This window comes from Kribbella sp. NBC_00889, from assembly GCF_045207705.1.
GTDB lineage: Bacteria > Actinomycetota > Actinomycetes > Propionibacteriales > Kribbellaceae > Kribbella.
Map to the genome: position 1 here is coordinate 749,211 of NZ_CP108783.1, position 21,666 is coordinate 770,876.

Below are 21,666 nucleotides of genomic sequence, written 5' to 3' on the forward strand. Positions count from 1 at the left end.
ACCCGTCCACGATCCGTGGGATCACGCTCGGCGCCGGGATCCACGCCGCTGCCGCGTCAACAAACTACGCATAGCGGACACGCCGGCGTTGCTTCCTGTCGCTAGAGCACCTGCGAGAGGAACTGCCGCAGCCGCGGTGACTCCGCCGCGGTGAAGACCTGCTCAGGTACGCCGGACTCCACCACGACTCCGTGGTCCATGAACGCGACCTGGTCGGCGACCTCCCGGGCGAACCCCATCTCGTGGGTCACGACGACCATCGTCATCCCGGTCTGGGCGAGGTCGGCCATCAGGGCGAGCACGCCCTTGACCAGCTCCGGATCGAGGGCCGAGGTGGCCTCGTCGAACAGCATGACCTCGGGCTCCATTGCCAGCGCGCGGGCGATGGCGACCCGCTGCTGCTGACCGCCGGACAGGTTGCCCGGTCGCGCCGCGGCCTTGTGGCTCAGTCCGACGAGCTCGAGTTGTCCCAGCGCCGCGGCCCGTGCCTGGTCGGGGTCGAGCTTCTTGATCTTGCGCAGCGGGAGGGTGATGTTCTCCAGCACCGACTTGTGCGGGAACAGGTTGAAGTGCTGGAACACCATCCCGATCCGGCGCCGCAACTCGTCCGGGTTGCCGCTGAGCACCGACTCGCCGGCCAGCCGGATGTCGCCGGCGTCGGGTTCGAGTAGCCGGTTGATCGCTCGGAGCAACGTCGACTTCCCGGAGCCCGAGGGCCCGATCACGCACGCCGTACGCCCGGCCGGCACCCGCAGATCTACGCCGCGCAGGACCTTGTTGGTGCCGAAGGCGAGCTTGACGCCGGACACCTCGAGGCTGGCGGCTGTGGTGATCTCAACGGTTTGCATGGGCCAGCTCCTCCAGTACGACGTCCTCCGACTCGGCTGGGCGGCCCTCTCGCAGACGCTTGTCGAAGTAGTTCACCAAGTGGGTCAGCGGGACCGTGATGATCAGGTAGAAGATGCCGGCCAGCAGCAACGGCGACTGGTTGCCGTTGGTCGCGGCCGCGTCCTGCCCGATCCGGAACAGCTCCCGCTGGCTGGCGAGCAGACCGAGGAAGTAGACCAGGCTCGACTCCTTCACCAGTGCGATGAACTGATTGACCAGCGCGGGGAGGACCCGGCGCACGCCCTGCGGGATCACGATCAGCCGCATCCCGTCCCGGTAGCTGAAACCGAGTGCCCGCGCCGCTTCGAGCTGGCCCTTCTCCACGCTCTGGATGCCGGAGCGGAAGATCTCGCCGATGTACGCGGCGGCGATGAGGGAGAGCGCGAGGATGCCGAGCGGATACGGGTTCGGACCCCACCAGTGCCGGGTGACCGGGGACAGGCCCTGGCCGATCAGCAGGATGGTCAGGATCGCCGGCAGGCCGCGGAAGATGTCGGTGTAGATCTTCGCCGGCCAGCGCAGCCAACGCTTCCGGGACAGGGCCAGGACCGCCACGACCATGCCGAGCACGGTGCCCAGCACGACCGAGGCGGCCGCCAGGATGAGCGTGTTGACCAAGCCTACTGTGAGCATCTCAGGCAGGACTGCCTTCATCGACTCCCAGTCGAGGAAGGTGTCGCCGAGCGTGGACCAGACGTCCATCAGCCGGCTGCGGCGGTCTTGCTCGCCGCGGGCGTGACGCTGCCGCTACCCGGCTTGAAGGTCGCCGGTACGGCGCGACCCGGGTAGTACTGATCGACGAGCTTGGTCCAGGTTCCGTCGGCGATCACCTCGTCGAGCGCCTTGTTCACCGCGTCCCGTAGCTTGTCGTTGCTCTTGGCCACGGCGAACGCCATCGGCGCGTCACTGAGTTCCTTGGCCGCCAGGATCACCGTGCCGCCGCCCTGCTCCTTGGCCATCTTCTCGCCGATCTCGGCAGGCGACACCCACGCGTCCGCCGTACCGGCCTTGAGCAGGCCGAGCGCGGCGTTGTAGTTCGGCACGCGGACCGGGTCCAGGTTCTTCCCGGTGGCGTAGTCGTCCTGGACGGTGCCTTGGACCACGACGACCCGCTTGCCCTCGAGCTGGCCGAACGTCGTGATGCCGGAGGTCTTGGTGGTGTTCAGGCCGAGATACCCGAAGTCGTACCCATTGCTGAAGGCAACTGTCTTCTTGCGCGCCTCGGTCACGGTGATGGACGAGCTGCCGAGGTCGAACTGGCCGCCGTTCACCTGCGACAGCAGGGCGGAGAAGTCGGTGCCGACGAACTCCGGCTTCAGGTTGAGCTTCGCCGCGACCGCGGTGATCAGGTCGTTGTCGAACCCGGTGAACTTGCCGTCCTTCACGTACACGTTCGGCGGCGCGTCGGTCAGCGTCCCGATCCGCAACGTCCCGGACTTGATCAGCCCGAGGTCCGGTCCGCTCGCGGCCGGGTCGTCATTGCTGCCGCAGGCAACCATCGCGGCCGCCAGCGTGACGGCGGTGGCTACTGCGGCGATCCGGTGAAGGGCGCTGATGGCGCGCACGACTGTCTCCTCACAAACGTCAACGAATGCAGGGCAAACCACCCTGCCGCGGCAACAGAACATCGCCTGGGTGCCCGGCATTCCACACCGACACCCAGTGAGACAGACCGAGATGTCTACTCGGCTTGTGCTATATCAACGCCTGATTCGCTTGCGCGGGCGTCGATGCCGACTGGTCAACCGTGGTGTTTCTCATAGTGCGCGACCGCATCGGCGGTCCGGCCGGTCCCGTAGGCGAGCAGTAACTCGGCGATCGCCGGTGACTCCGCCGCGGCCGCATCGGCGGCTCGTTGGATCTCCTCGGCGGACGCGACCGCACGGAACAGATCCTGGATCTCCCGTACAACGGCCCGGGCGCTCGGTGGCGCATTCGTGGGCGCATCGGTGGGGGCGACTCCTGATGGCCAGGACTGTCCCGTCGGCGCGTCCGCGGCCAGCCCAGGGGGTGTCGCGAAGAGTGGCGTCGAGCTCGTGGTCTGCCCCGATGGGGGGCTGGGTGATCGCCGCAGTGGTGTGGTGGTGGCGTCGGTGTAGGCGCCCGTCGAGGCGCGGATCCGGTCCAGTGCGTGGGGAATGTCGTGGGGTCCGAGCTCATTGGCAATGGCCAGATCGGCGAGCTCGGACACGGCGCGAAGGCGCGACACCACCGCAGGATTGCCGATCTTCACCCGCTGCGCGCTCATCAGCTGTGACAACATCGGCGCCGACAGCCCGATCACCTGCGCGAGCGCGCTCTGGGTCAGGCCGAGTGGCGGGGCGACTCGGCGGACGGTTTCACCGAGCGTCTCGCCGTACAGCTCGATCTGCTGCTGGAGGTTGTGCGCTGTCTGGTCCATCAGTGTGATCCCCTTACCCGGCCGTCGTCCGTGACCGACTGCAAACATCTTCGCAGTTGCGAAGGCAAATTGCCAGCGCATCTGTTTGCAGTTGTGGATATCCAGGCGTGGGACGCGTCGTCTTGACATTTGCGATCGCAAACTGTCAAGGTTTGCGGCAGCGAATCTCACTGGAGGAAACGATGACGGCTCTGCAGGGACACCGCCGCCCCGCGGTGTGGGCGCTCCTCGCCATCACCTTGACCGCAGTCCTGGCCGGACTGACCACCGGGACAGCCTCGGCCGACCCCGAGCCGGGTGACACCGGCAAGCTCGTGATGGTGCTCGACTCGTCCGGGTCGATGAAGGAGCCGGCCGGCGACGGCAAGACGAAGATCGTCGCGGCCCGCACCGCGCTGACCCAGGTGGTGAGCAAGCTCCCCGAGGACGCGCAGGTCGGTCTGCGCGTCTACGGCGCGACCGTGTTCAAGCGCACCCAGCCAGGCGCCTGCACCGATACCCAGCTGACCGTCCCGATCGGCACCGGCAACCGGCCCGAGCTGCAGGCCGCGATCGCCAAGTACAAGCCGTACGGCGAGACGCCGATCGCGTACGCGCTGCAGCAAGCCGCGAAGGATCTCGGTCCGACCGGCCAGCGCACGATCGTGCTGGTTTCCGACGGTGAGGCGACCTGTGCTCCGGAGCCGTGCGAGGTGGCGCGCTCGATCGCCAAGCAGGGCATCGATCTGAAGATCGACGTGGTCGGGTTCCGTGTCGGCGGCAAAGCCCGCACCCAGCTGCAGTGCGTCGCCCGTGAGGGCCGCGGCGACTACTACGACGCCGACTCGACCATCGATCTCGAGACCGGCCTGGATCGCCTGTCCACCCGCGCCTTCCGCCCGTTCCGCATCTCAGGCACACCGGTCCATGGTGCGCCCCAGCAGGAGGGCGCCCCGGTCCTTGCCCCGGGCCACTACTCGGACACGTTCGGGGTGGACGACACGGCGAAGCACTATCTGATCAAGCGGACCATCACCGGCTCGACCCTCCGTGCCGGTGTCAGCTTCCGCCGGCCGGCCGGCGGCAGCCTCGTCATCCAGACCGAGGTGCGGCTCAACACGCCCAGCGGTGAGCAGTGTGGATGGAGCTACCCCAGAGGGTTCGACGGCGACCAGGGGCTTGCGACGGGGACGGCCGCAAGCTGGTCGAAGTACGAGAAGCAGAACGAGGAGTGCTCGGGGTCCGATCAGATGGTGCTCACCGTGAATCCGGGCAAGGACTTCCGGGAGCTCAAGGGCGTGCCGTACGAGCTGCGGATCGACGAGGAGCCGCCGGTGGACTCGACCACCAGCCTGCCGGCGCCGGCTACCGACCCGGTCTGGGCTCCGATGCCCGGGTCGACCCCGCGCGAGATCGTTCCCGGTTCGAGCTTCCCGGATGCATCGCTGCTCGAGCCGGGTAGCTACAAGACGACGCTGATGCCGGGGGAGCTGCAGCTCTACAAGGTGAAGGCCGACTGGGGACAGCGGATTCAGGCGCAGATCACGGTGCCCGAGATGGCCGGAGCCCAGGCCGAGGCGCTCGACGGGATCCGTTACCTCGACACCGCGCTCATCTCGCCGATCGGCGAGGACGTCTACGCAGTCTTCGCCAAGAACGTGCCGGGCGGCTCCTACACCCGCGGTGTCCTCACCAAGCGGGGCCTGGTCAAGGCCGTCACAACCAAAGAGATCCGCTACCTCAACCGCAACGGAGCCAACAACCAGGACACCGGTACCTCGATGCCCGGTGAGTACTACATCGCCGTATCGCTGAGCCGCAAAGACAACGACAAGGCCTTCACCATTCCCCTCACCCTGACAGTCGGGGTAGTCGGTACGGCGGGCACCGGCAAACCGGAGTACGTAGACGGCGCAACCCCGGTCTCAGGGGAGTCCGTAACACCGTCCCCGACCAATACGCCCTCCCAACCGGCAGACTCCGGCGACAAGAACGAGGCAGGCGGTCCGGTCCAGACCCGCGACAACTCCGACGACGGCACGCCCACCGCCCTGATCGCAGGCCTCGGCGGAGGCGGTCTCCTCCTCCTGATCATCGGCACCTTCACCGTCCTACGCCTACGCCCGAAGCCCGCCACCGCCCACCCAGCCCCGCAGCCCTGGCCCCAACACCCCAACCAGCCCCCGCAGTACCCAAACCAGGCCCCGCCGCAGCACCCCAGCCAAGGCGGCCAACACCCACCCCACTAACCACCAAAGACGCAGAGCCCGGGCCACCACCAGCTGGGCAGGAGCAGGTGCGCTGACCGCCGAACCACTCAGGCAAACGCGCAGAGCCCGGGCCGCGACTGGTGGCCCGGGCTCCAGCAACCAGCCCAACAGAGGGCACCGAGCGGTCCAGCAGCCCAACGAGTTCCACCGCCGCCCGACGGGTCCGTTGGGCCGCTGCACTGCTGGTCACCGGTGCTCTGCGCGTCCGAAGCACCCTCGGCTTCTCTCCGGGTCGACGATCGGACCATGGTGGGCAGTGGCCGGCGAGGTGGGCGCACCGTACGGCTGGCACATGCGCGGAGCCTGCTCCTGCACTGGGCCGCGGGTTTGCGGTTAGTGCAGGAGGAGCCAGGCGGCGCTGCCTAGGAGGGCTGCGGCGCCTGCGAAGCAGCCTGCTGCTACCCACGCCAGTCCTCTGCTCTTGCCTGATGCCTTCGACTTCTCCGCGGTCGGCAGCGGGTCGGCGGTTGCCACCCTGGTCTGTTGAGTTGCGTGGGTCGGCTGGGGGTCGGGGTGTGGTGCAGCGGATTGCTGAGCCGCGGCGGCTGATGCGGCGGGTGCTTGGCCGGTGGGTGCTGTGGCGGCGGGTGGTTGGGCGGTGGGTGCAATGGGGGCGATCGCCACGCGTGCCGGTTGAGTTGCCTGTGCGGGCTGGGACGCGCGGGTTGGCTGGGGTGGAGGAGCCGGCTCAGGTGAAGGAGCTGGCTGGGGTCGAGGAGTTGGCGGTGCCTGGATCGGTTGCAGGACGGGGCGAGGTGGTGGGGACTGCGGGGCTGGGCCGGTGGGGGTCCAGGCGGGTGGGAGAGGTGGGAGTTGGTCGAAGACCTCGGGGGAGTCCGGGTGGTTGGCCCACGGAGTCTCCCCGGCGGGTGGGAGGAGGCCGGATTCGGCGAGGAGGCGAGCGGCGGCGTGGGCGGACTCGGGGCGTTCGGACGGATCGGGTGCCATGCAACGCCGGATGAACTCAGCGAGTGGCGCAGCGACGGTTGCTAGCCGCTTGGCGCCGGCTGCGTGTGGCCCGGCGGCTGCGTGTGGCCCGGCGGCTGCGTGTGGTGCGGCGCGTATAGGGGGTCCGGCGGGTGCGGGTGATTCGGCGTTGGCGGTGCGTGTGGTGGTGGGTGAGAGGGGGGTAGGGCGTTGGCCGGTGAGGAGTTCTAGGGCTACGGCTCCGACGGTGTAGAGGTCTTGGCGGGGGTCGGGGTCGGCGCCGGCTAGTTGTTCGGGGGCGAGGTATCCGGGGGTGCCGAGGATTGTGCTGGTGCGGGTCATGCGTGGTTCGCCGATCAGGCCGGCGACGCCGAAGTCGGACAGGCGCAGGTGGGGGCGGCCGGTTCCGGTCACGTCGAGCAGGAGGTTCGCCGGCTTCAGGTCGCGATGGACGACGCCTGCTGCATGGACTGCGGACAGGCCGTGCAGGAGTTGGTCGAGCAGTACGGCGACGTACGGCGCTGGGAGCGGACCGTGGTCGCCGAGGAGGGTGGCGACAGAGCCGCCGCGGACCAGATCCATCGCGAACACGACCTTGTCGTCGTCAGCCGCCCATCCGTGCGGCGCGACCACGTGGGGGTGCTGGATCCGCACGGACTGTTCCCGGACGAAGCGCAGGAGGGTGGCCGCGTCGTGCTGCCCGAGGACTTTGGCGGCGACGTACCCCGACCGCCGCAGATCCCACGCTCGCCAGACCGACCCCATCCCGCCGGTCCCGATCAGGTCGATCAGCCGATACCGCCCAGCAAACGCCTCCACCGGCAAGAAGGTACAGGGTCCGGGGGACCGCCCCGCCGGACACGAACGCCCCGAATCCGCCCAGGATCGGTGGTGGGAAGGACCGGTCGGTGGGTGGGAATGACCGGGATGTGACCTGGGTCGTGGTGCGGGTTGGTGGGGAGGGCATACTTGAAGCACGAGTGAACCCACTCGCGTGCTCCGGGGTCGGTGTAATTCCGAGCCGGCGGTGACAGTCCGCGACCCGGCCGCTGCGGTTTGGCGGTCGGTTGACCTGGTGGAATTCCGGGACCGACGGTGAAAGTCCGGATGGGAGGCGCACGCGATCGGCGGGAGAGCTCCGGCGTTCGGACGGCGCGGCATGTGGGTGATGAGCCTGCGTGAACGCGTGGCCTCGATCCTCTGAGGACCGGCTGGACGGCGGGGATTGCCGCGCCGGTTGTCATGGCCCCGGAGTGCGTCCGTGACGACGAGGGACCGTGAGTGAACAACGCTTCGCCGATCGATGTGGCCTGGATGCGGCGTGCGATCGAGCTGGCCGCACGCGGCATCGGCACCACCCATCCCAACCCGGTGGTCGGCTGTGTCATCACCGGCCCCGACGGCCATCCGGTCGGTGAGGGCTTCCATGCCGTTGCCGGTGGCCCGCACGCCGAGGTCGAGGCCCTCCGGATGGCCGGACCGGCGGCTCGCGGCGGTACGGCGTACGTGACGCTGGAGCCCTGCAATCACACCGGCCGGACCGGGCCGTGTGCGGACGCCCTGATCGCGGCCGGGATCACCCGTGTCGTGTACGCCGTCGCGGACCCGAACAGGCAGGCGTCCGGAGGCGCCGAGAAGCTCCGGCGCAAGAACATCACCGTCCAGCAAGGCGTACTGCAAGCCGAGGCTGAGGCGGTCAACCAGGTCTGGCTGCACAGCGTCCGGACCGGGCGGCCGTTCGTCACCTGGAAGTTCGCGACCACCCTGGACGGGCGGTCGGCCGCACCGGACGGGACCAGCCGGTGGATCACCGGTCCGCTGGCCCGGGCCGACGTACACCGCAAGCGGGCCGAGTGCGACGCGATTGCTGTCGGCACTCAGACCGTGCTGGACGACGACCCGGAGCTGACCGTTCGCGACGAGAACGACGTACCGGCCGGGCGGCAGCCGCTGCGCGTCGTCGTCGGCGACCGCGAGATCCCGACGACCGCGCGAGTTCGCAACGACCGCGCCGAGACCCTGCTGCTGCCGACGCATGATCCGGCCGAGGTACTCCGCCAGCTCGACGATCGGCAGATCCGGCACCTCTGGCTCGAGGGCGGGCCGACCCTGGCCGCCGCCTTCCTGCGCGCGCAACTCGTCGACCAGCTCGTCGCGTACGTCGCCCCGGCTGTCCTCGGCTCGGGGTACGCCGCGATCGGCGACCTCGGCGCGGAATCGATCCACCACCTGCGGCGGTTCAAGCTAGCGGACGTCACTCGCCTCGGCGACGACGTCCGGTTGATCCTGACGCCGCTCGAACCGCAAAGGACGCACTGAATGTTCACCGGAATCGTCGAGGAACTCGGCACCGTCGAGGCGCTCGACCTGCTCGAAGGTGACGCCGCCCGGCTCACCATCCGCGGCCCCAAGGTGACCGGGGACGCCGGCCACGGCGACTCGATCGCGGTCAACGGCTGTTGCCTGACAGTGGTCGCGACCGGCGAGGGCACCTTCACCGCCGACGTGATGCGCGAGACCCTGCAGCGCACCAGCCTCGGCCAGGCTGCCAAGGGTTCGCAGGTCAACCTGGAGCGGGCGGTGTCCGCGCACGACCGGCTCGGCGGCCACATCGTCCAAGGCCACGTCGACGGGGTCGGCACGATCGCGAGTCGTACGCCGGCCGAGCACTGGGAGGAAGTCCGGGTCGCGGCCGCGCCGGAGATTCTCAAGTACGTCGCCGAGAAGGGCTCGATCGCTGTCGACGGCGTTTCGCTGACCGTCACCGATGTGGACGACGACACCGGCACGTTCGGCATCAGCCTGATCCCGACCACGCTCGAGCTGACCGTGCTGGGCCGGAACAAGGTCGGCGACACGGTCAACCTCGAAGTCGACGTGATCGCGAAGTACGTGGAACGACTACTTGCTGGAGGCACCAAGTGAACCCGCTCGACTGGCTGCTGCACGAGCAGGTGACGATCGCCGGCTCCCCGGTACTGATCCGGGAGATCGTCGGCAACGGCTTCGGCCTGGCCAGCGCCCTGTTCGGCATGCGCCGGATGGTCTCGGCCTGGCCGGTCGGCATCGTCGGCAACGTTCTGCTGTTCACGGTCTTCGTCGGCGGCGTGTTCGACACGCCGCAGGACAAGGACCTGTGGGGCCAGGCCGGCCGCCAGGTGTTCTTCGCCCTGGTCAGCCTCTACGGCTGGTACCGCTGGTACCAGACCCGTCACCAAGGCGCCGCGACGGGAGTCCAGCCGCGCTGGGCCACCGCCCGGGAGCGGATGGAGCTGCTCGGCATCGGCGTCGTCCTCTACGCGATCGCGTACGTCGTCCTGCGCGAGCTGGGCTCGTGGGGACCGCAGTGGGACGCGTGGATCCTGACCGGTTCGATCCTGGCGACGTACGGGATGGCGCGTGGCTTCGTCGAGTTCTGGCTGATCTGGATCGCCGTCGACGTGGTCGGCGTACCGCTGCTGGTGCAGTCGAAGTTCTATCCGTCGGCCACCATGTACGTCGTCTACGGGCTTTTCTGCATCGTCGGATTCGCGTCCTGGTGGAAGATCCAGAACAAGGAGCGCGCTGTGACTCCAGAACCTGTGGTGGTGGGCTGACATGGGCACCGTGCTGAAGCTCGACACGATCGAGCATGCGATCGAGGAGGTCCGCGCCGGCCGTCCGGTGATCGTCGTCGACGACGAGGACCGTGAGAACGAAGGCGATCTGATCTTCGCCGCGTCGAAGGCGACGCCGGAGCTGCTGGCGTTCCTGATCCGGTACAGCTCCGGCGTGGTCTGCGTGCCGATGGAGGGCGAGGAACTCGACCGGCTCGGCATCCCACTGATGACCCCGCACAACCGTGAGCGGATGCGGACGGCGTACACGATCTCGGTCGATGCCCGCGACGGCATCAGCACCGGGATCTCGGCCGCGGACCGGGCCCGGACGATCCGGGTGCTGACCGACTCCGCGTCCGAGCCGTACGACCTGGTCCAGCCGGGACACGTGTTCCCGCTGCGTGGCCGCGATGGCGGCGTACTGGTCCGGCCGGGGCACACAGAGGCCTCGATCGACCTGGCCCGGTTGGCCGGGCTGACCCCGGCGGCGGTGATCTCGGAGCTGGTGAACGACGACGGCACGATGAAGCGCGGCCCACAGCTGCGCACGTTCGCCGACGAGCACGGGCTCGTGCTGGTGTCGATCGACGACCTGATCCGGTACCGGCGGCTGAACGAGACCCAGATCCAGCGGGTGGCGACCACTACGCTGCCGACCAGGTACGGGGATTTTGTTGCCCATGGCTACCGGAACACGGTGGACGGGTCTGAGCAGCTGGCGTTGGTGCGCGGTGAGATCGGCGACGGGCCGACACTGGTGCGGCTGCACTCGGAGTGCCTGACGGGTGATGTGTTCGGCTCGCTGCGGTGTGACTGCGGTCCGCAGTTGGACGAGGCGATGCGGCAGGTCGCGGCCGAGGGTGGCGTCGTGGTGTACCAGCGCGGGCATGAGGGGCGTGGGATCGGGCTGCTGCACAAGCTGCAGGCGTACGAGTTGCAGGACGCGGGCCGGGACACGGTCGACGCGAACCTGGACCTCGGGCTGCCCGCGGACGCACGCGACTACGGCACCGGCGCGCAGATCCTGGCTGATCTCGGCGTCAAGGAAGTCCGGCTGCTGACCAACAACCCGGACAAGCTGGCGGGCGTGCAGGGCTACGGCATCGACGTGGTCGAGCGCCGCGGCATCTCCATCGACCCGACCGAGCACAACCTGCGGTATCTGCGCACCAAACGCGACCGGATGGGCCACCACCTGCCCGGCGGACTGCTGACCGAAGAGAACGGAGCCGGCTGATGTCGGGCAGTGGAGCACCCTCGATCGAGATCCCCCGGGTGGAGGGCGCCCGGGTGGCGGTCGTCGCCGCCCAATGGCACCCGAAGGTCACCGACGCCCTGGTCGCCGGCGCGGTCCGCGCGCTCGACGATGCCGGCGTGACCGACTACACCGTGGTGCGGGTGCCGGGATCGTTCGAGCTGCCGGTCGCGTCCCTGCATGCGGCAAAGAACGGGTACGACGCCGTGATCGCTCTGGGTGTGGTGATCCGCGGTGACACCCCGCACTTCGAGTATGTCTGCCAGGCCGCGACCGAGGGGTTGATGCAGGTCGGCGTGACCACGGGCATCCCGGTCGGCTTCGGCGTACTGACCTGCGACAACGACCCACAGGCACTGGACCGGGCCGGCCTCCCCGACAGCCGAGAAGACAAAGGCTACGAAGCCACCCAAGCAGCCCTCTCCACCCTCCTCGCCATCCGCGAGCTGTAGTTGGTTCTTCCCCACGCCTGCTACGCACCCACTCGGCCTGCCGCGCGGGTCATGGATCCTGAGCGCTAAACCTGAAATGTCACTTGCTGCAATTTCCTGGTTTCTCAGGGTGCTGCCGGTGAAGACTTCGCGTGCACTTCTTCATCGAGACCTGGGAGAGCACCTGTGAGGAAGCTTCTACGTCGAGTGGCGACCACGGCGGCCGTGGGAGCCGCTATCGCTGCAGGCGGGGCCGCCATCCCCGCTGAGGCAACCGTCCAATACGCACCGGACCACTTCAAGGTCTGTCTGTACTTCAACGGGCTCTGCAAGATGTATGTCGAGGGTGACATCGTCTGGGGGAATCGGACCGCAACCGTCACCGGGAACGTGGTGAACCAGGTCGGAAACTCAGCGACCGCCACCTTCGAGGGCTACGCGGGAACAACGTATGTCGACACCGACACGCGCACTGCCAGCGGCGTACACACGACGCCCTACAGCTTCGTCAGCGGCGACCCGAACCTTGTCGGCGGGATCAACAAGATCTACACCACGCTGACGTATACCCCCGACGGCCTGCACTTCATCGACTCCGAGACGTGGGTCGACATCAGGGACTGAACGACCGGACCGGCTATCGACGGCGGCTGCGTCCCTATTCGCAGCCGCCGATCTGTCTCATAACAGCCGGCACGAGGGCATGTCTTCATTGAGACCACCAAGGAGAGCACTGTGAGGAATCTTCTACGTCGAGCGGCGACCACGGCGGCCGTGGCAGCAGCTGTCGCTGCAGGTGGGGCCGCCGTCCCCGCTGAGGCAGCCGCCCAGTATGCGCCGGATCACTTCAAGGTCTGTATCTACTGGGGCACGATCTGCAAGGTCTATGTCGAGGGCGACATCGTCTGGGGTAACCGGACGGCGACCATCACCGGCAACGTGGTCAACACCTACGGCGGCAGCGCGACGGCCATCTTCAGGTCCTACGCGGGATTGACCTATGTCGACACCGACACGCGCACTGCCAGCGGCGTGCACACGACACCCTTCAGCTTGGTCAGCGGCGACCCCAACCTCGTCGGCGGCATCAACAAGATCTACACCGAAGTGAGCTGGACCGACGACGGCCTCGACTACTACTACAGCGACGAGTGGCTCGACATCAGGGACTGATCGACCCGGAATCAGTCACCGGCGGTTGCCCCGGTCGCGTCGGCAGCCGCCGGTGCCGCCCCGGGGCGGCAATCGCGCGGCCGGCGCGAGCTGTAGTGCAGAAGGACAGGAGGTGCTCAGCGGGTAGTAGTACACCTGAGCGTGAGATGCGTGCTGTGTACGGCGTCTCGCAGGTGTACTACCTGTTGATCTGCACGCTGCCTACCGGATTCTGGTGTGGTTCATCTTCCAGTTGGGGATCCAGGTTTGGCCGGCGTCGGTTGAGAAGGACTGTTCCCAGGCGGCCTTGTCGACTCCGGGGGTCCAGGTGAAGCGGACGTCGATGGGCTGGCCGTCCCACACGTCCGGGCCTTCGAAGATGCCGGTGCCGTCGGGGCCGAACGCTCCGATGACCGGTGTCTCCAGTTGGCCCCGGAGGCTGTTGATCCAGTGGATCGCCCAGGTCTTCGCCGACGGGTTGTAGATCCGTAGTGTCGCGCCGCGGAAGCCCTCGGTCGGGAACCAGCCCTCGTCGAAGCTCACGGCACCGTCGAAGTACGTCGTGACTTCCATCTCCGACTGCATCTCGTACCACTCGGCCGGCTCCCCGAGCGCCGGCTTGCGGCGTCGGTTGTGCATGTCCCACCGGCCGACCAGGAAGTCGAAGTCGCCGGTCAGCTTGGGTACGTCGAGCGGCGGCGGGGGCGTGTCGCGTCGGGTGAAGTCCATGATCCAGTTGGTTTCCCAGGTCTTCCCGCCGTCGTTGGAGTAGGCCTGCTCCCAATGCGCCGTGGTCTCGGTGATGTCCGACCACTCGTAGCTGCACAGGATCGGCTTGCCATCCAGTTCGTCGTCACCGATCAGCCGGCAGTTCGACCCGTCCTCCGACCAGCCGCCGCGCACGGGCGGATACAGCCGCATCGTCCGGCTGTCGACCCACCAGATGCTCCACTCCTTCGCGACCGGGTCGAACAGCCGGACCGAGAGCCCGTACGACCCCTTGGCCGGGAAGCGCATCTCGTCGATGCTGATGGCGCCGTCGAAGTACGTGTGCGCCGTGGTCGTCCCGTCGTACTCCTGCCATTCGTCGCAACCGGCGAAGGCCTGTTTCAGGGTGCGGTGCCGGACGTCGAAGTACCCGTTCAGGAAGTCGAAGTCGCCGGTCACCTTGGTCCAAGTCGTCATGCAGCCAGCGTGGCCGTGAAACCTGACAAACCATGGCAGCCTAAAAGGCTAACCTCAGGGCATGCGTTCGAGCCGGCTGCTGTCGATCCTGCTGTTGCTGCAGACCCGCAGGCAGCTGACCGCGCGTGAGCTCGCCGACGAGCTGGAGGTCTCGCTCCGGACCATCTACCGCGACGTCGACGCGCTCGCGGCGGCCGGCGTGCCCGTGTACGCCGATCAAGGGCGGGCGGGTGGTTATCGCCTGGTCCAGGGGTACCGGACCCGGCTGACCGGACTGAACGAGCAGGAGGCCGCCGCGCTCTTCCTGGTCGGCCTGCCCGGCGCGGCCGCGGCCCTCGGGCTGACCGAGCAGACGAGCGCCGCCGAACTGAAGCTGCTGGCCGCGCTGGCACCCGACCAGCGGGACCGGGCTGGGCGGCTGAAGAACCGCTTCCACCTGGATCTGCCCGCGTGGTACCAGGACGCCGAGACATCGCCGTACCTAGCGCAGGTGGCCGATGCCGTGTTGCACGACCGGCGGATCAGGGTGCTCTACCGGCGTTGGGAGGCGCCGCGCGAGGTCGAGCGCGTGCTCGAGCCGTACGGCCTCGTGCTGAAGAACGGCAGCTGGTACGTCGTGTCCGCGACGGCCAACGGGATGCGGACGTATCGGGTGTCGAGCATCCTCGAGCTGACGCCGACCGAGGAGGAGTTCGAACGGTCGGAGGGGTTCGACCTGGCGGGATTCTGGCAGGAGCACCTGGACCAGTTCGACCAGGTTCGGTTCACCGGGCAGACGGTCGTACGGGTCTCGGCCCGGCTCGCCGCGAAGATGCACGACGTGTCGTTTCCCCTGCTGGTGAAGGCGGTTGCGGCCGCCGAGCCGGCCGAGGACGGCAGCGTGACCGTCACTGTGCCGATCGAGTCGATCCCCAACGCTGCCGCCGCGTTCTGCCGGTTCGGGGACGCGGTAGAGGTGCTCGAGCCGCCGGAGCTGCGGGCCGAGCTGGCGGCTCTCGCCCACACCTTGCTCGGCGTCTATCAGTCCTGACCGGCCAGCTTCTCGGTGGAGGTCCGGCCGGCCTCGGTACTGCGGCGCAGGAAACCGGCGATCACATCGAGCTCGTCGGAGGAGTAGCCGTCGAGCAGCTCGTCCATCGCGCTGATCATCGGCTGGTAGAGCCGGAAGACCTCGACGCCCCGATCGGGCAGGACCCGGATGGTGATGCTGCGGCGATCGCCGCGGGCCCGGTCGCGAGTGATCCAGCCGCCGCGTTCCAGCCGGTCCAGGATCCCGGTCAGCGTCGCCGGGTGCAGACCCGCCTGCCGTGCCAGTGCGCTCGGCGTCAGCGGGCCGCTGCGAGCCAGTACGTCGAGGCAGTCGAGGTCGACGTCCTTCAGCGCCAGCTTGCCGCCGACCTGGTGGTTCAGCAGGGCGAGCTGGATGCGGAGGTCGCGCAGCGCGGCCTTGATCTCGTTCCCGGCGCGGCGACGGTCGCGTGGATCGTGGCGCGCGTCACCTGATGATGTCTGTTCCATATATTATGATTTCCGTACTATATGAGTTACAGAGAACATCACGGTAGCGCAGGAGGAGTCGGATGAGGATCACAGTGTTCGGGGCGACGGGTGGGATCGGCGGTCACGTCGTACGTCAGGCGCTCGACGCGGGGCACAAGGTGACGGCGGTGGTTCGGCAGTCGTCGCCGTTCGAATTGGAACACTCGTCGCTGGAGGTGGTCCGCGTGCCGGGCCTGGACGAGGCCGGTCCGTTGCGGGACGCGGTGGACGGGAGCGAGGCGGTCATCTCCGGAGTCGGCCCCCGTGGACGCAAGTCCGGAGCGGTCGCGTCGAGCAGCACGCGGTCGATGCTCGCCGCGATGGCAGCCGCCCCGGTACGCCGTTTCGTCGCGGTGAGCGCGGCGCCACTCGGGCCGATGCCACCGGACGAGAGCTTCCTGAACCGGCGCGTCGTCCACCCGATGATCAACGCCTTCGCGGCCGACGTGTACGCCGACCTCCGCGTGATGGAGGCCGACATCATGAGCAGCGGCACGGACTGGACGCTCGTCCGCCCGCCCAAGCTGAACAACAAACCTCTGACCGGCACCTACCGCACAGTCGTCGGCGGCTCGGTCACTCGCGGCTACTTCATCTCCCGAGCCGACGTCGCCCACCTGATGCTCGCCGTCCTCGACGACCCGACAACCCTCAACCAGCCCGTCGGCGTGGCGTACTGATGTCCCGGTTGATCCGTGGCGCGAGTCTGCTGTTCAGCGGGCTCTTCGCCGGCTTCCTGCTGGGTGTGCTGGTGCTCGAGAACTCGTTGCGTGGTTTCGATGCCTCGGTCTACACGCAGGTACGGATGGTGGAACTGGACTCCCTGGACACACTCGCGTCGGTGACGTTGATTCCGGCGATCGTGACCACGGTGGTGCTGGCGATCCGGGCCCGGGGCAACGATCGACGAGTAGTGCTGGTGGCGGTCGCGTTGCTGGCGCTCGTGTTCGCGACGACGCTGGCGATGAACCTGCCGATCAACGCGGACCAGGCGTCGTGGTCGGTGCAGAATCCACCGGCCGACTGGGCAACCGTCCGCGACCACTGGCAAGTGGCCCACCTGATCCGCACCGTCGCCGCGCTACTCGCCTTCGGCTCGCTGATCGGAGCCACCCTCAGCCACCGAGCCCCCATGAACCACCCGACGCCGGCCATCGTCGTACACACCTGACCCACGACCCCGGGGCCGGTCGCGGTGCGAGGTAGGGACCGCGGACAGGAACCGGGGTCCTCGAACAGGTTATTTCCTGTCCGGGGTCCCCACATGGTGTCCGAGGTCTCCGCGGGCGCCGAGCCCCACAGCCGCCTGGATCAGGTCGTGGGGGACGGCTTGGGCGGTGTTGCCGCGGTGGCCTTTGGTGGTGCGGGCCATGGTGAGGGAGTTGAGGAGGGCTTCCTCGACCGACTCGGTGACGGCTTGGAACGGGGCGCGGAGGTCCTTGTCCCGGTAGCCGGGGGCGGGGTTGGTGGTGAAGGCGATCGCGTAGTCGCCGCTGCCGGGGGCGTAGTCGGAGCCGACGCGGGCGAGAGCGAAGACCGCGCGGCGGGCCAGCCGGCCCAGTTGGCGGGCGTCCAGCGGGAGGTCGGTGGCGACGACGATCATGCACGAGTTGCCGTCGGCATCCACCGGCACAGCCGGAACCGGTCTGCCCAGCACCGTCAGCAGTCCGGAGAAGTTCGACTGGACGATCGCCCCTACCGAACCCTGCTCCACGGTGCGGGACGACGTACCGATGCCCGCTTTGAAGCCGAGGGCTGTGGTGCCGGTGCCGGCTCCCACGCAGCCTTCGGCAGGGAGGTCGGTGGAGGCCGAGTCCAGGGCGGCGTGGACGTGCTCGGGGGTGATCGGGCGGCGACGGATGTCGGAGAGGAAGGCGTCGTTGGTCTCGCCGACGACCGGGTTGAGGCTGGTCGCCTTCGGGTCGCGCTCGATCAGCCAGGTGACGAGCGCGTCGGCGACCCGGAACACACTCAGCGTTCCGGTGAGCAGGATCGGCGTCTCGATCCGGCCCAGCTCATCCACCTGGGTGCTCCCGACGAGCTTGCCGTACCCGTTGCCCACCGCCACAGCCGCGGGGTGCCCGTCGGCGTACCCGTCCGGCACGATCGCGGTGACGCCGGTGTTCAGGTCATCGGTGGCGATCGTGGTCTGGCCGACGCGGACGCCGGGTACGTCGGTGATCGCATTGCGCGGGCCGGTCGGCAGCGTGCCGACGACCACGCCGAGGTCGCGGAGTCTCCGGGGAGTTTGCATGCGGCTATCGTCGGCCAGGTGCTCGAACACCTGAACGGCCGGGTCTGGCTGTACCCGCACGATCCCGACCCGGACGCGATCCGCCCGTCGGTCGCGGTGATCGCCGACGATCGGGGCAGCGTCCTGATCGATGCAGGCAACAGCCCGGAGCATGCCCGCGAGATCCGGGCGGCGATCGCAGCCGCCGGTCTGCCCGCGCCACGGTGGTTGGTCTACACGCACCACCACTGGGACCACACGTGGGGCGCATGCGCCTGGCCGGACGTCACAGTGGTCGCCCACTCGTCCGCGGTGCCGATCCTGACCGCGGAAGCCGAACGCCCATGGAGCCACCGGTACTTGCATGACCAGGTCAAGGCCAACCCGAAGCTCGGCCCCAGCTTCCGGGCCCGCGCCCTCGCCGTCCCCGACTGGACCGACTTCCGCATCGTCGTCCCCGACCAGACCTTCGATGCCACCCTCACCCTCCCGACGGGCGTCGTACTGCGCCATGTCGGAGGCAACCACGCCCCGGACTCCCTGGTGGCCATCGACTCCGGCGTCGTACTCATCGGCGACGCCTTCTACCCACCGCCGTACCACCAGCGCACGTCAGAAGACAGCGTCGACTACGCGATGATCAAACAACTCCTGTCCGAGCGGCATGACTGGTACGTCGATGCGCACTCACCGCCGCGCCGCCCTTCGGCCGCCCTCGCGGAGTCCGGCTAGCGGACCTGAGGGGCGGGGAGTGGGAGCGGCCCTCTAGGCTGGGCGCGCGATGAAGAGTTTCGAGGAGCTGTTTGCCGAGCTGGGTGAGAAGGCGCGGACGCGGCCGGAGGGATCCGGGACCGTGGCGGCGCTGGATGCCGGCGTGCACTCGATCGGCAAGAAGCTGGTCGAGGAGGCGGCCGAGTCCTGGATGGCTGCCGAGCACGAGGGCAAGGAGCGGGCCGCGGAGGAGCTGTCCCAGCTGCTCTACCACACCCAGGTGATGATGCACGCGCTCGGCCTGGACCTCGACGACGTGTACCGACATCTGTAGGAACCCCTCCGACAGTCACCGGTTCACTTCAGAAAGGGCAGTGCCATGCTGCGCGTCGCAGTACCGAACAAGGGCTCGCTGAGCGAAGCCGCCACCGAGATCCTGACCGAGGCCGGCTACAGGCAGCGCCGGACCGCCAAGGAGCTCTCGCTCACCGACGCGGCCAACGAGGTCGAGTTCTACTACCTGCGTCCCCGCGACATCGCCGTGTACGTCGGCGAGGGCACGCTGGACGTCGGCATCTCCGGCCGTGACCTGGTGCTCGACTCGCACGCCGACGCCGAGGTGATCATGGAGCTCGGCTTCGGCAGCTCCACCTTCCGGTTCGCCGGTCCGCCCGGTGCGGCCGACTCGGTGAAGGACCTGGCCGGTAAGCGGATCGCCACGTCGTATGCCGGGGTGCTGCACGACCACCTGGCCGAGAACGGCGTCGACGCCGCCGTGGTCCGCCTCGACGGCGCGGTCGAGTCGGCCGTCCAGTTGGGCGTCGCGGACGTGATCGCCGACGTCGTCGAGACGGGTACGACGCTCCGCCAGGCCGGACTCGAGGTCTTCGGCGACCCGATCCTCAAGTCCGAGGCGGTGCTGATCAAGCGGCACGGCGTGGAGACTCCGCCGAACGGCATACAGCAGCTGGTACGCCGCCTGCAGGGCGTCCTGATCGCCCGCAACTACGTGATGATGGACTACGACATCCCGGCCGAGGCGGTCGACGCGGCCACCGCGGTCGCACCGGGTCTGGAGTCGCCGACGGTCTCGCCGCTGCACCGGCAGGGCTGGGTCGCCGTCCGGGTGATGGTCCAGCGGGCCGACGCCCAGCGGCTGATGGACCAACTGTGGGAGGTGGGCGCGCGTGCCATCCTCACCACGGACATCCACGCCTGCCGGATCTGACCCGGGATCTGACATGGCCGCCGCCGATCGGCTGTTCACGTTCCATCCGCGGATCGTGGCGCTGATGGCCGGCGTGATGGGGTTGTCTCTGATCGCGGTGTTCGGTGTGATCTGGGTCCGGCTGCCGGGTGACGCCCGGGAGTCGTTCAGCTGGTTCCAGCGGCTGACGTTGCTGGCGTTCTTCGGTGCGGTGCTGTGGATCCTCTACCGGATGACGACGCTGCGCGTGACGGCGTACCCGGACCGGCTGCACATCCGCAACGTGTTCAAGTCCTACACGCTGCGCTGGTCCGAGGTGACGGCGCTCCGGTTCCGGCCGGGCGACGCGTGGCTCCAGCTGTTCGATGCCGACAGCAACCGGATCGGCATCCTCGCGGTGCAGGCGGCCGAGGGGCCACGGGCGAGCCGGGCCGCCAAAGAGTTGGCCGCGGTGGCCCGGCAGCACGGCGCCGGGCCTAGACCGATATCCGGAGCGTAGTCGTGTGCGACTCACCGGGCTTCAGCACGACCAGGTCGTGCCCGGTGATGAAGGCGTTCGGCGGGCAGGTCATCGGTTCGACGGCGAGCGCCGTACGCCCGATCGCACCGCCGGTGTAGAGCTGCAGCCACGGGGTGTCGCTGGTCAGGACGGACTTGTTGCCGGTGCCCGGATCGGTCAGCGTCACCGACCACGAGCCGCCGCCGAGCCCGGTGAAGGCGTTGTCGATGTCGAGCGCGCCGATCACCCGCCCGGTGTGGAAGTCGTACGGCGATCCCTGCACCGGTGACAGCCCGATCGGTGTCATCTGCTCCGGCGACACCTCGAGCCAGTCGTTGGCACTGAACTCGAGCACGCACTCGTCGATCGCCCGGCCGACGCTCAGATACGGATGCGTTCCATACCCGTACGGCGCGTCGCTCGCGCCGATGTTGGTCGCGGTGGCGGTCACGGTGAGTCCATCGGCCAGGCGGTAGGCGAGGCGGAGATCGAGCTGGTGCGGGTACCCAGGCTGGCCGTGCAGCCGGTGACCGGCCTCCACGACCGCCTCATCAGTGCCGTCGTCGACGCGCTCCCAGTTGGCCCAGCGGGTGAGCCCGTGGATCGCGTTCTGCCGGGCCGGCTCGGTCAGGTAGAGCTGCTCATCGGCACCCTGGAAGGTGTACTTCCCGTCCGTGATCCGGTTCGGCCACGGGAACAGGTGCTGGCCGATCCCGGCGTGCGCCGGTTCGTCCTCGCCGTACCCGAGCACCACCTGGCGGCCGTCGTACGTGAGCCCGCGGAGACCACCGCCCACGCTCACCACGGTGCCGGCGTACCCGCCGGATCGAAGCGTCCACTGCTCACCGGACGGACCTACCTGTGTGCTCATCCACGTCCTCGCTTCGCTCCGGGCGCGGACGAGACACGAGGCACACTGTGCTTGCTGCTGAACTCGCTTCGCTCGCTCATGGGACCCATCCTGACAAATTCTCGGGGCGTCCTGTCCATAGGTCACGCGCCCGTTCGTAGAGATGCTGTACATAGGCTGACAGGAGGTTCCACTGTGAAGTATCTGCTCTTGATCAACGCCGGTGAGCTCGACGTGAGCGGCGGAGTGGTCGGCTGCGAGCCCGAGGACTGGATGCGGTTCGACAAACAGATCCAGGACGCCGGAGTCGTCGTCGCCGCCGAGTCGCTGGCCGATCTGGTCACCGCGACCCGGGTCCAGGTCGCCAACGACGGCCAGCGCACCGTCACCGACGGGCCGTACGCCGAGACCCGTGAGGTGCTCGGTGGGTTCTACGTGATCGACGTACCGGATCTGGACGTGGCGCTGGACTGGGCCGCGAAGTGTCCGGGGTCGCGGGGCGGCGGATCTGTCGTGGTGCGGCCGGTCGCGGAGTTCTGA

The 21,666-nt window shown here is 68.3% G+C and carries 25 protein-coding genes and 1 riboswitch; of the genes, 16 read left to right on the forward strand and 9 right to left on the reverse strand.

Features of this window, described 5'->3' with window-relative positions; all coding sequences use genetic code 11:
• Nucleotides 1-101: 101 nt before the first annotated feature.
• The 4 genes from OG817_RS03825 to OG817_RS03840 form a co-directional block, all read right to left on the reverse strand.
• Nucleotides 102-848, reverse strand: a complete 747-nt coding sequence (locus OG817_RS03825) for an amino acid ABC transporter ATP-binding protein (RefSeq protein WP_406052190.1) — start codon at nt 846-848, stop codon at nt 102-104.
• Entirely contained in the window at nt 835-1,590 is a 756-nt protein-coding gene (locus tag OG817_RS03830) for an amino acid ABC transporter permease (protein WP_406052192.1), read from the reverse strand. The genes OG817_RS03825 and OG817_RS03830 overlap by 14 nt, the downstream gene beginning before the upstream one ends.
• A complete protein-coding gene (locus OG817_RS03835) occupies nt 1,590-2,453 on the reverse strand; it encodes a substrate-binding periplasmic protein (protein WP_406052194.1) in 864 nt (287 codons plus the stop codon). Before OG817_RS03835 ends, OG817_RS03830 begins: the two co-directional genes overlap by 1 nt.
• A gap of 176 nt (nt 2,454-2,629) precedes the next feature.
• Nucleotides 2,630-3,289: a helix-turn-helix domain-containing protein gene (locus OG817_RS03840; RefSeq protein ID WP_406052196.1), complete on the reverse strand. Its 660-nt coding sequence runs from the start codon at nt 3,287-3,289 to the stop codon at nt 2,630-2,632.
• A 182-nt stretch (nt 3,290-3,471) separates the two neighbouring features.
• Here OG817_RS03840 and OG817_RS03845 point away from each other — a divergent pair, with 182 nt between their 5' ends.
• Nucleotides 3,472-5,517 carry a VWA domain-containing protein gene (locus OG817_RS03845; protein WP_406052198.1) on the forward strand — a complete coding sequence of 682 codons (2,046 nt, stop codon included), beginning with the start codon at nt 3,472-3,474 and terminating at the stop codon, nt 5,515-5,517.
• 354 nt (nt 5,518-5,871) lie between these two features.
• Here the strand turns inward: OG817_RS03845 and OG817_RS03850 are convergent, their stop codons facing one another.
• On the reverse strand, nt 5,872-7,230 hold the full coding sequence (locus tag OG817_RS03850) for a serine/threonine-protein kinase (protein ID WP_406057660.1): 1,359 nt from the start codon (nt 7,228-7,230) through the stop codon (nt 5,872-5,874).
• A 225-nt stretch (nt 7,231-7,455) separates the two neighbouring features.
• Nucleotides 7,456-7,589, forward strand: a riboswitch (FMN riboswitch).
• Nucleotides 7,590-7,746: 157 nt separating this feature from the next.
• On the opposite strand from OG817_RS03850, the gene ribD reads away from it, so the two are divergent.
• The 7 genes from ribD (at nt 7,747) to OG817_RS03885 (ending at nt 12,923) form a co-directional block, all read left to right on the forward strand.
• Nucleotides 7,747-8,784, forward strand: a complete 1,038-nt coding sequence (gene ribD, locus OG817_RS03855) for a bifunctional diaminohydroxyphosphoribosylaminopyrimidine deaminase/5-amino-6-(5-phosphoribosylamino)uracil reductase RibD (RefSeq protein ID WP_406052200.1) — start codon at nt 7,747-7,749, stop codon at nt 8,782-8,784.
• Nucleotides 8,785-9,390, forward strand: coding sequence for a riboflavin synthase (locus tag OG817_RS03860; protein ID WP_406052202.1), 606 nt, complete (start codon nt 8,785-8,787; stop codon nt 9,388-9,390). It begins immediately after the preceding gene.
• Nucleotides 9,387-10,061: a nicotinamide riboside transporter PnuC gene (gene pnuC / locus OG817_RS03865; RefSeq protein ID WP_406052204.1), complete on the forward strand. Its 675-nt coding sequence runs from the start codon at nt 9,387-9,389 to the stop codon at nt 10,059-10,061. Before OG817_RS03860 ends, pnuC begins: the two co-directional genes overlap by 4 nt.
• A 1-nt stretch (nt 10,062) precedes the next feature.
• Complete coding sequence (locus OG817_RS03870) at nt 10,063-11,301, forward strand: bifunctional 3,4-dihydroxy-2-butanone-4-phosphate synthase/GTP cyclohydrolase II (RefSeq protein ID WP_396397812.1); 1,239 nt, start codon at nt 10,063-10,065, stop codon at nt 11,299-11,301.
• Nucleotides 11,301-11,771, forward strand: coding sequence for a 6,7-dimethyl-8-ribityllumazine synthase (ribH, locus tag OG817_RS03875; protein WP_396397813.1), 471 nt, complete (start codon nt 11,301-11,303; stop codon nt 11,769-11,771). The genes OG817_RS03870 and ribH overlap by 1 nt, the downstream gene beginning before the upstream one ends.
• A 165-nt stretch (nt 11,772-11,936) precedes the next feature.
• Nucleotides 11,937-12,374: a hypothetical protein gene (locus tag OG817_RS03880; RefSeq protein WP_406052207.1), complete on the forward strand. Its 438-nt coding sequence runs from the start codon at nt 11,937-11,939 to the stop codon at nt 12,372-12,374.
• 111 nt (nt 12,375-12,485) lie between these two features.
• Complete coding sequence (locus tag OG817_RS03885) at nt 12,486-12,923, forward strand: hypothetical protein (protein ID WP_406052209.1); 438 nt, start codon at nt 12,486-12,488, stop codon at nt 12,921-12,923.
• Nucleotides 12,924-13,124: 201 nt separating this feature from the next.
• On the opposite strand, the gene OG817_RS03890 is transcribed toward OG817_RS03885, so the two are convergent.
• On the reverse strand, nt 13,125-14,087 hold the full coding sequence (locus OG817_RS03890) for a hypothetical protein (RefSeq protein ID WP_406052211.1): 963 nt from the start codon (nt 14,085-14,087) through the stop codon (nt 13,125-13,127).
• A 61-nt stretch (nt 14,088-14,148) separates the two neighbouring features.
• Here OG817_RS03890 and OG817_RS03895 point away from each other — a divergent pair, with 61 nt between their 5' ends.
• Nucleotides 14,149-15,117: a helix-turn-helix transcriptional regulator gene (locus OG817_RS03895; RefSeq protein WP_406052213.1), complete on the forward strand. Its 969-nt coding sequence runs from the start codon at nt 14,149-14,151 to the stop codon at nt 15,115-15,117.
• Here OG817_RS03895 and OG817_RS03900 read toward each other — a convergent pair.
• Nucleotides 15,108-15,605 carry a MarR family transcriptional regulator gene (locus OG817_RS03900; protein WP_406052215.1) on the reverse strand — a complete coding sequence of 166 codons (498 nt, stop codon included), beginning with the start codon at nt 15,603-15,605 and terminating at the stop codon, nt 15,108-15,110. The genes OG817_RS03895 and OG817_RS03900 overlap by 10 nt on opposite strands.
• Nucleotides 15,606-15,667: 62 nt before the next feature.
• Between OG817_RS03900 and OG817_RS03905 the strand changes: the two genes are divergently transcribed.
• Nucleotides 15,668-16,306 (forward strand): NAD(P)-dependent oxidoreductase, encoded by a 639-nt coding sequence (locus tag OG817_RS03905; RefSeq protein WP_406052217.1) that lies wholly within the window; start codon nt 15,668-15,670, stop codon nt 16,304-16,306.
• Complete coding sequence (locus OG817_RS03910; protein WP_406052219.1) at nt 16,306-16,797, forward strand: anthrone oxygenase family protein; 492 nt, start codon at nt 16,306-16,308, stop codon at nt 16,795-16,797. The genes OG817_RS03905 and OG817_RS03910 overlap by 1 nt, the downstream gene beginning before the upstream one ends.
• A 69-nt stretch (nt 16,798-16,866) precedes the next feature.
• On the opposite strand, the gene OG817_RS03915 is transcribed toward OG817_RS03910, so the two are convergent.
• Nucleotides 16,867-17,880 (reverse strand): P1 family peptidase, encoded by a 1,014-nt coding sequence (locus OG817_RS03915; protein WP_406052221.1) that lies wholly within the window; start codon nt 17,878-17,880, stop codon nt 16,867-16,869.
• Between the two features lie 18 nt (nt 17,881-17,898).
• Between OG817_RS03915 and OG817_RS03920 the strand changes: the two genes are divergently transcribed.
• The 4 genes from OG817_RS03920 to OG817_RS03935 are packed head-to-tail and all read left to right on the forward strand — an operon-like array spanning nt 17,899 to nt 20,276.
• A complete protein-coding gene (locus OG817_RS03920; protein ID WP_406052223.1) occupies nt 17,899-18,591 on the forward strand; it encodes an MBL fold metallo-hydrolase in 693 nt (230 codons plus the stop codon).
• A 49-nt stretch (nt 18,592-18,640) separates the two neighbouring features.
• Entirely contained in the window at nt 18,641-18,904 is a 264-nt protein-coding gene (locus OG817_RS03925) for a phosphoribosyl-ATP diphosphatase (RefSeq protein WP_131516128.1), read from the forward strand.
• Nucleotides 18,905-18,949: 45 nt separating this feature from the next.
• Nucleotides 18,950-19,798: an ATP phosphoribosyltransferase gene (gene hisG / locus OG817_RS03930; RefSeq protein ID WP_406052226.1), complete on the forward strand. Its 849-nt coding sequence runs from the start codon at nt 18,950-18,952 to the stop codon at nt 19,796-19,798.
• Between the two features lie 13 nt (nt 19,799-19,811).
• A complete protein-coding gene (locus OG817_RS03935; RefSeq protein WP_396397823.1) occupies nt 19,812-20,276 on the forward strand; it encodes a PH domain-containing protein in 465 nt (154 codons plus the stop codon).
• On the opposite strand, the gene OG817_RS03940 is transcribed toward OG817_RS03935, so the two are convergent.
• On the reverse strand, nt 20,254-21,147 hold the full coding sequence (locus OG817_RS03940; RefSeq protein WP_406052228.1) for an aldose 1-epimerase family protein: 894 nt from the start codon (nt 21,145-21,147) through the stop codon (nt 20,254-20,256). The genes OG817_RS03935 and OG817_RS03940 overlap by 23 nt on opposite strands.
• A 174-nt stretch (nt 21,148-21,321) precedes the next feature.
• Here OG817_RS03940 and OG817_RS03945 point away from each other — a divergent pair, with 174 nt between their 5' ends.
• Complete coding sequence (locus OG817_RS03945) at nt 21,322-21,666, forward strand: YciI family protein (protein WP_396397825.1); 345 nt, start codon at nt 21,322-21,324, stop codon at nt 21,664-21,666.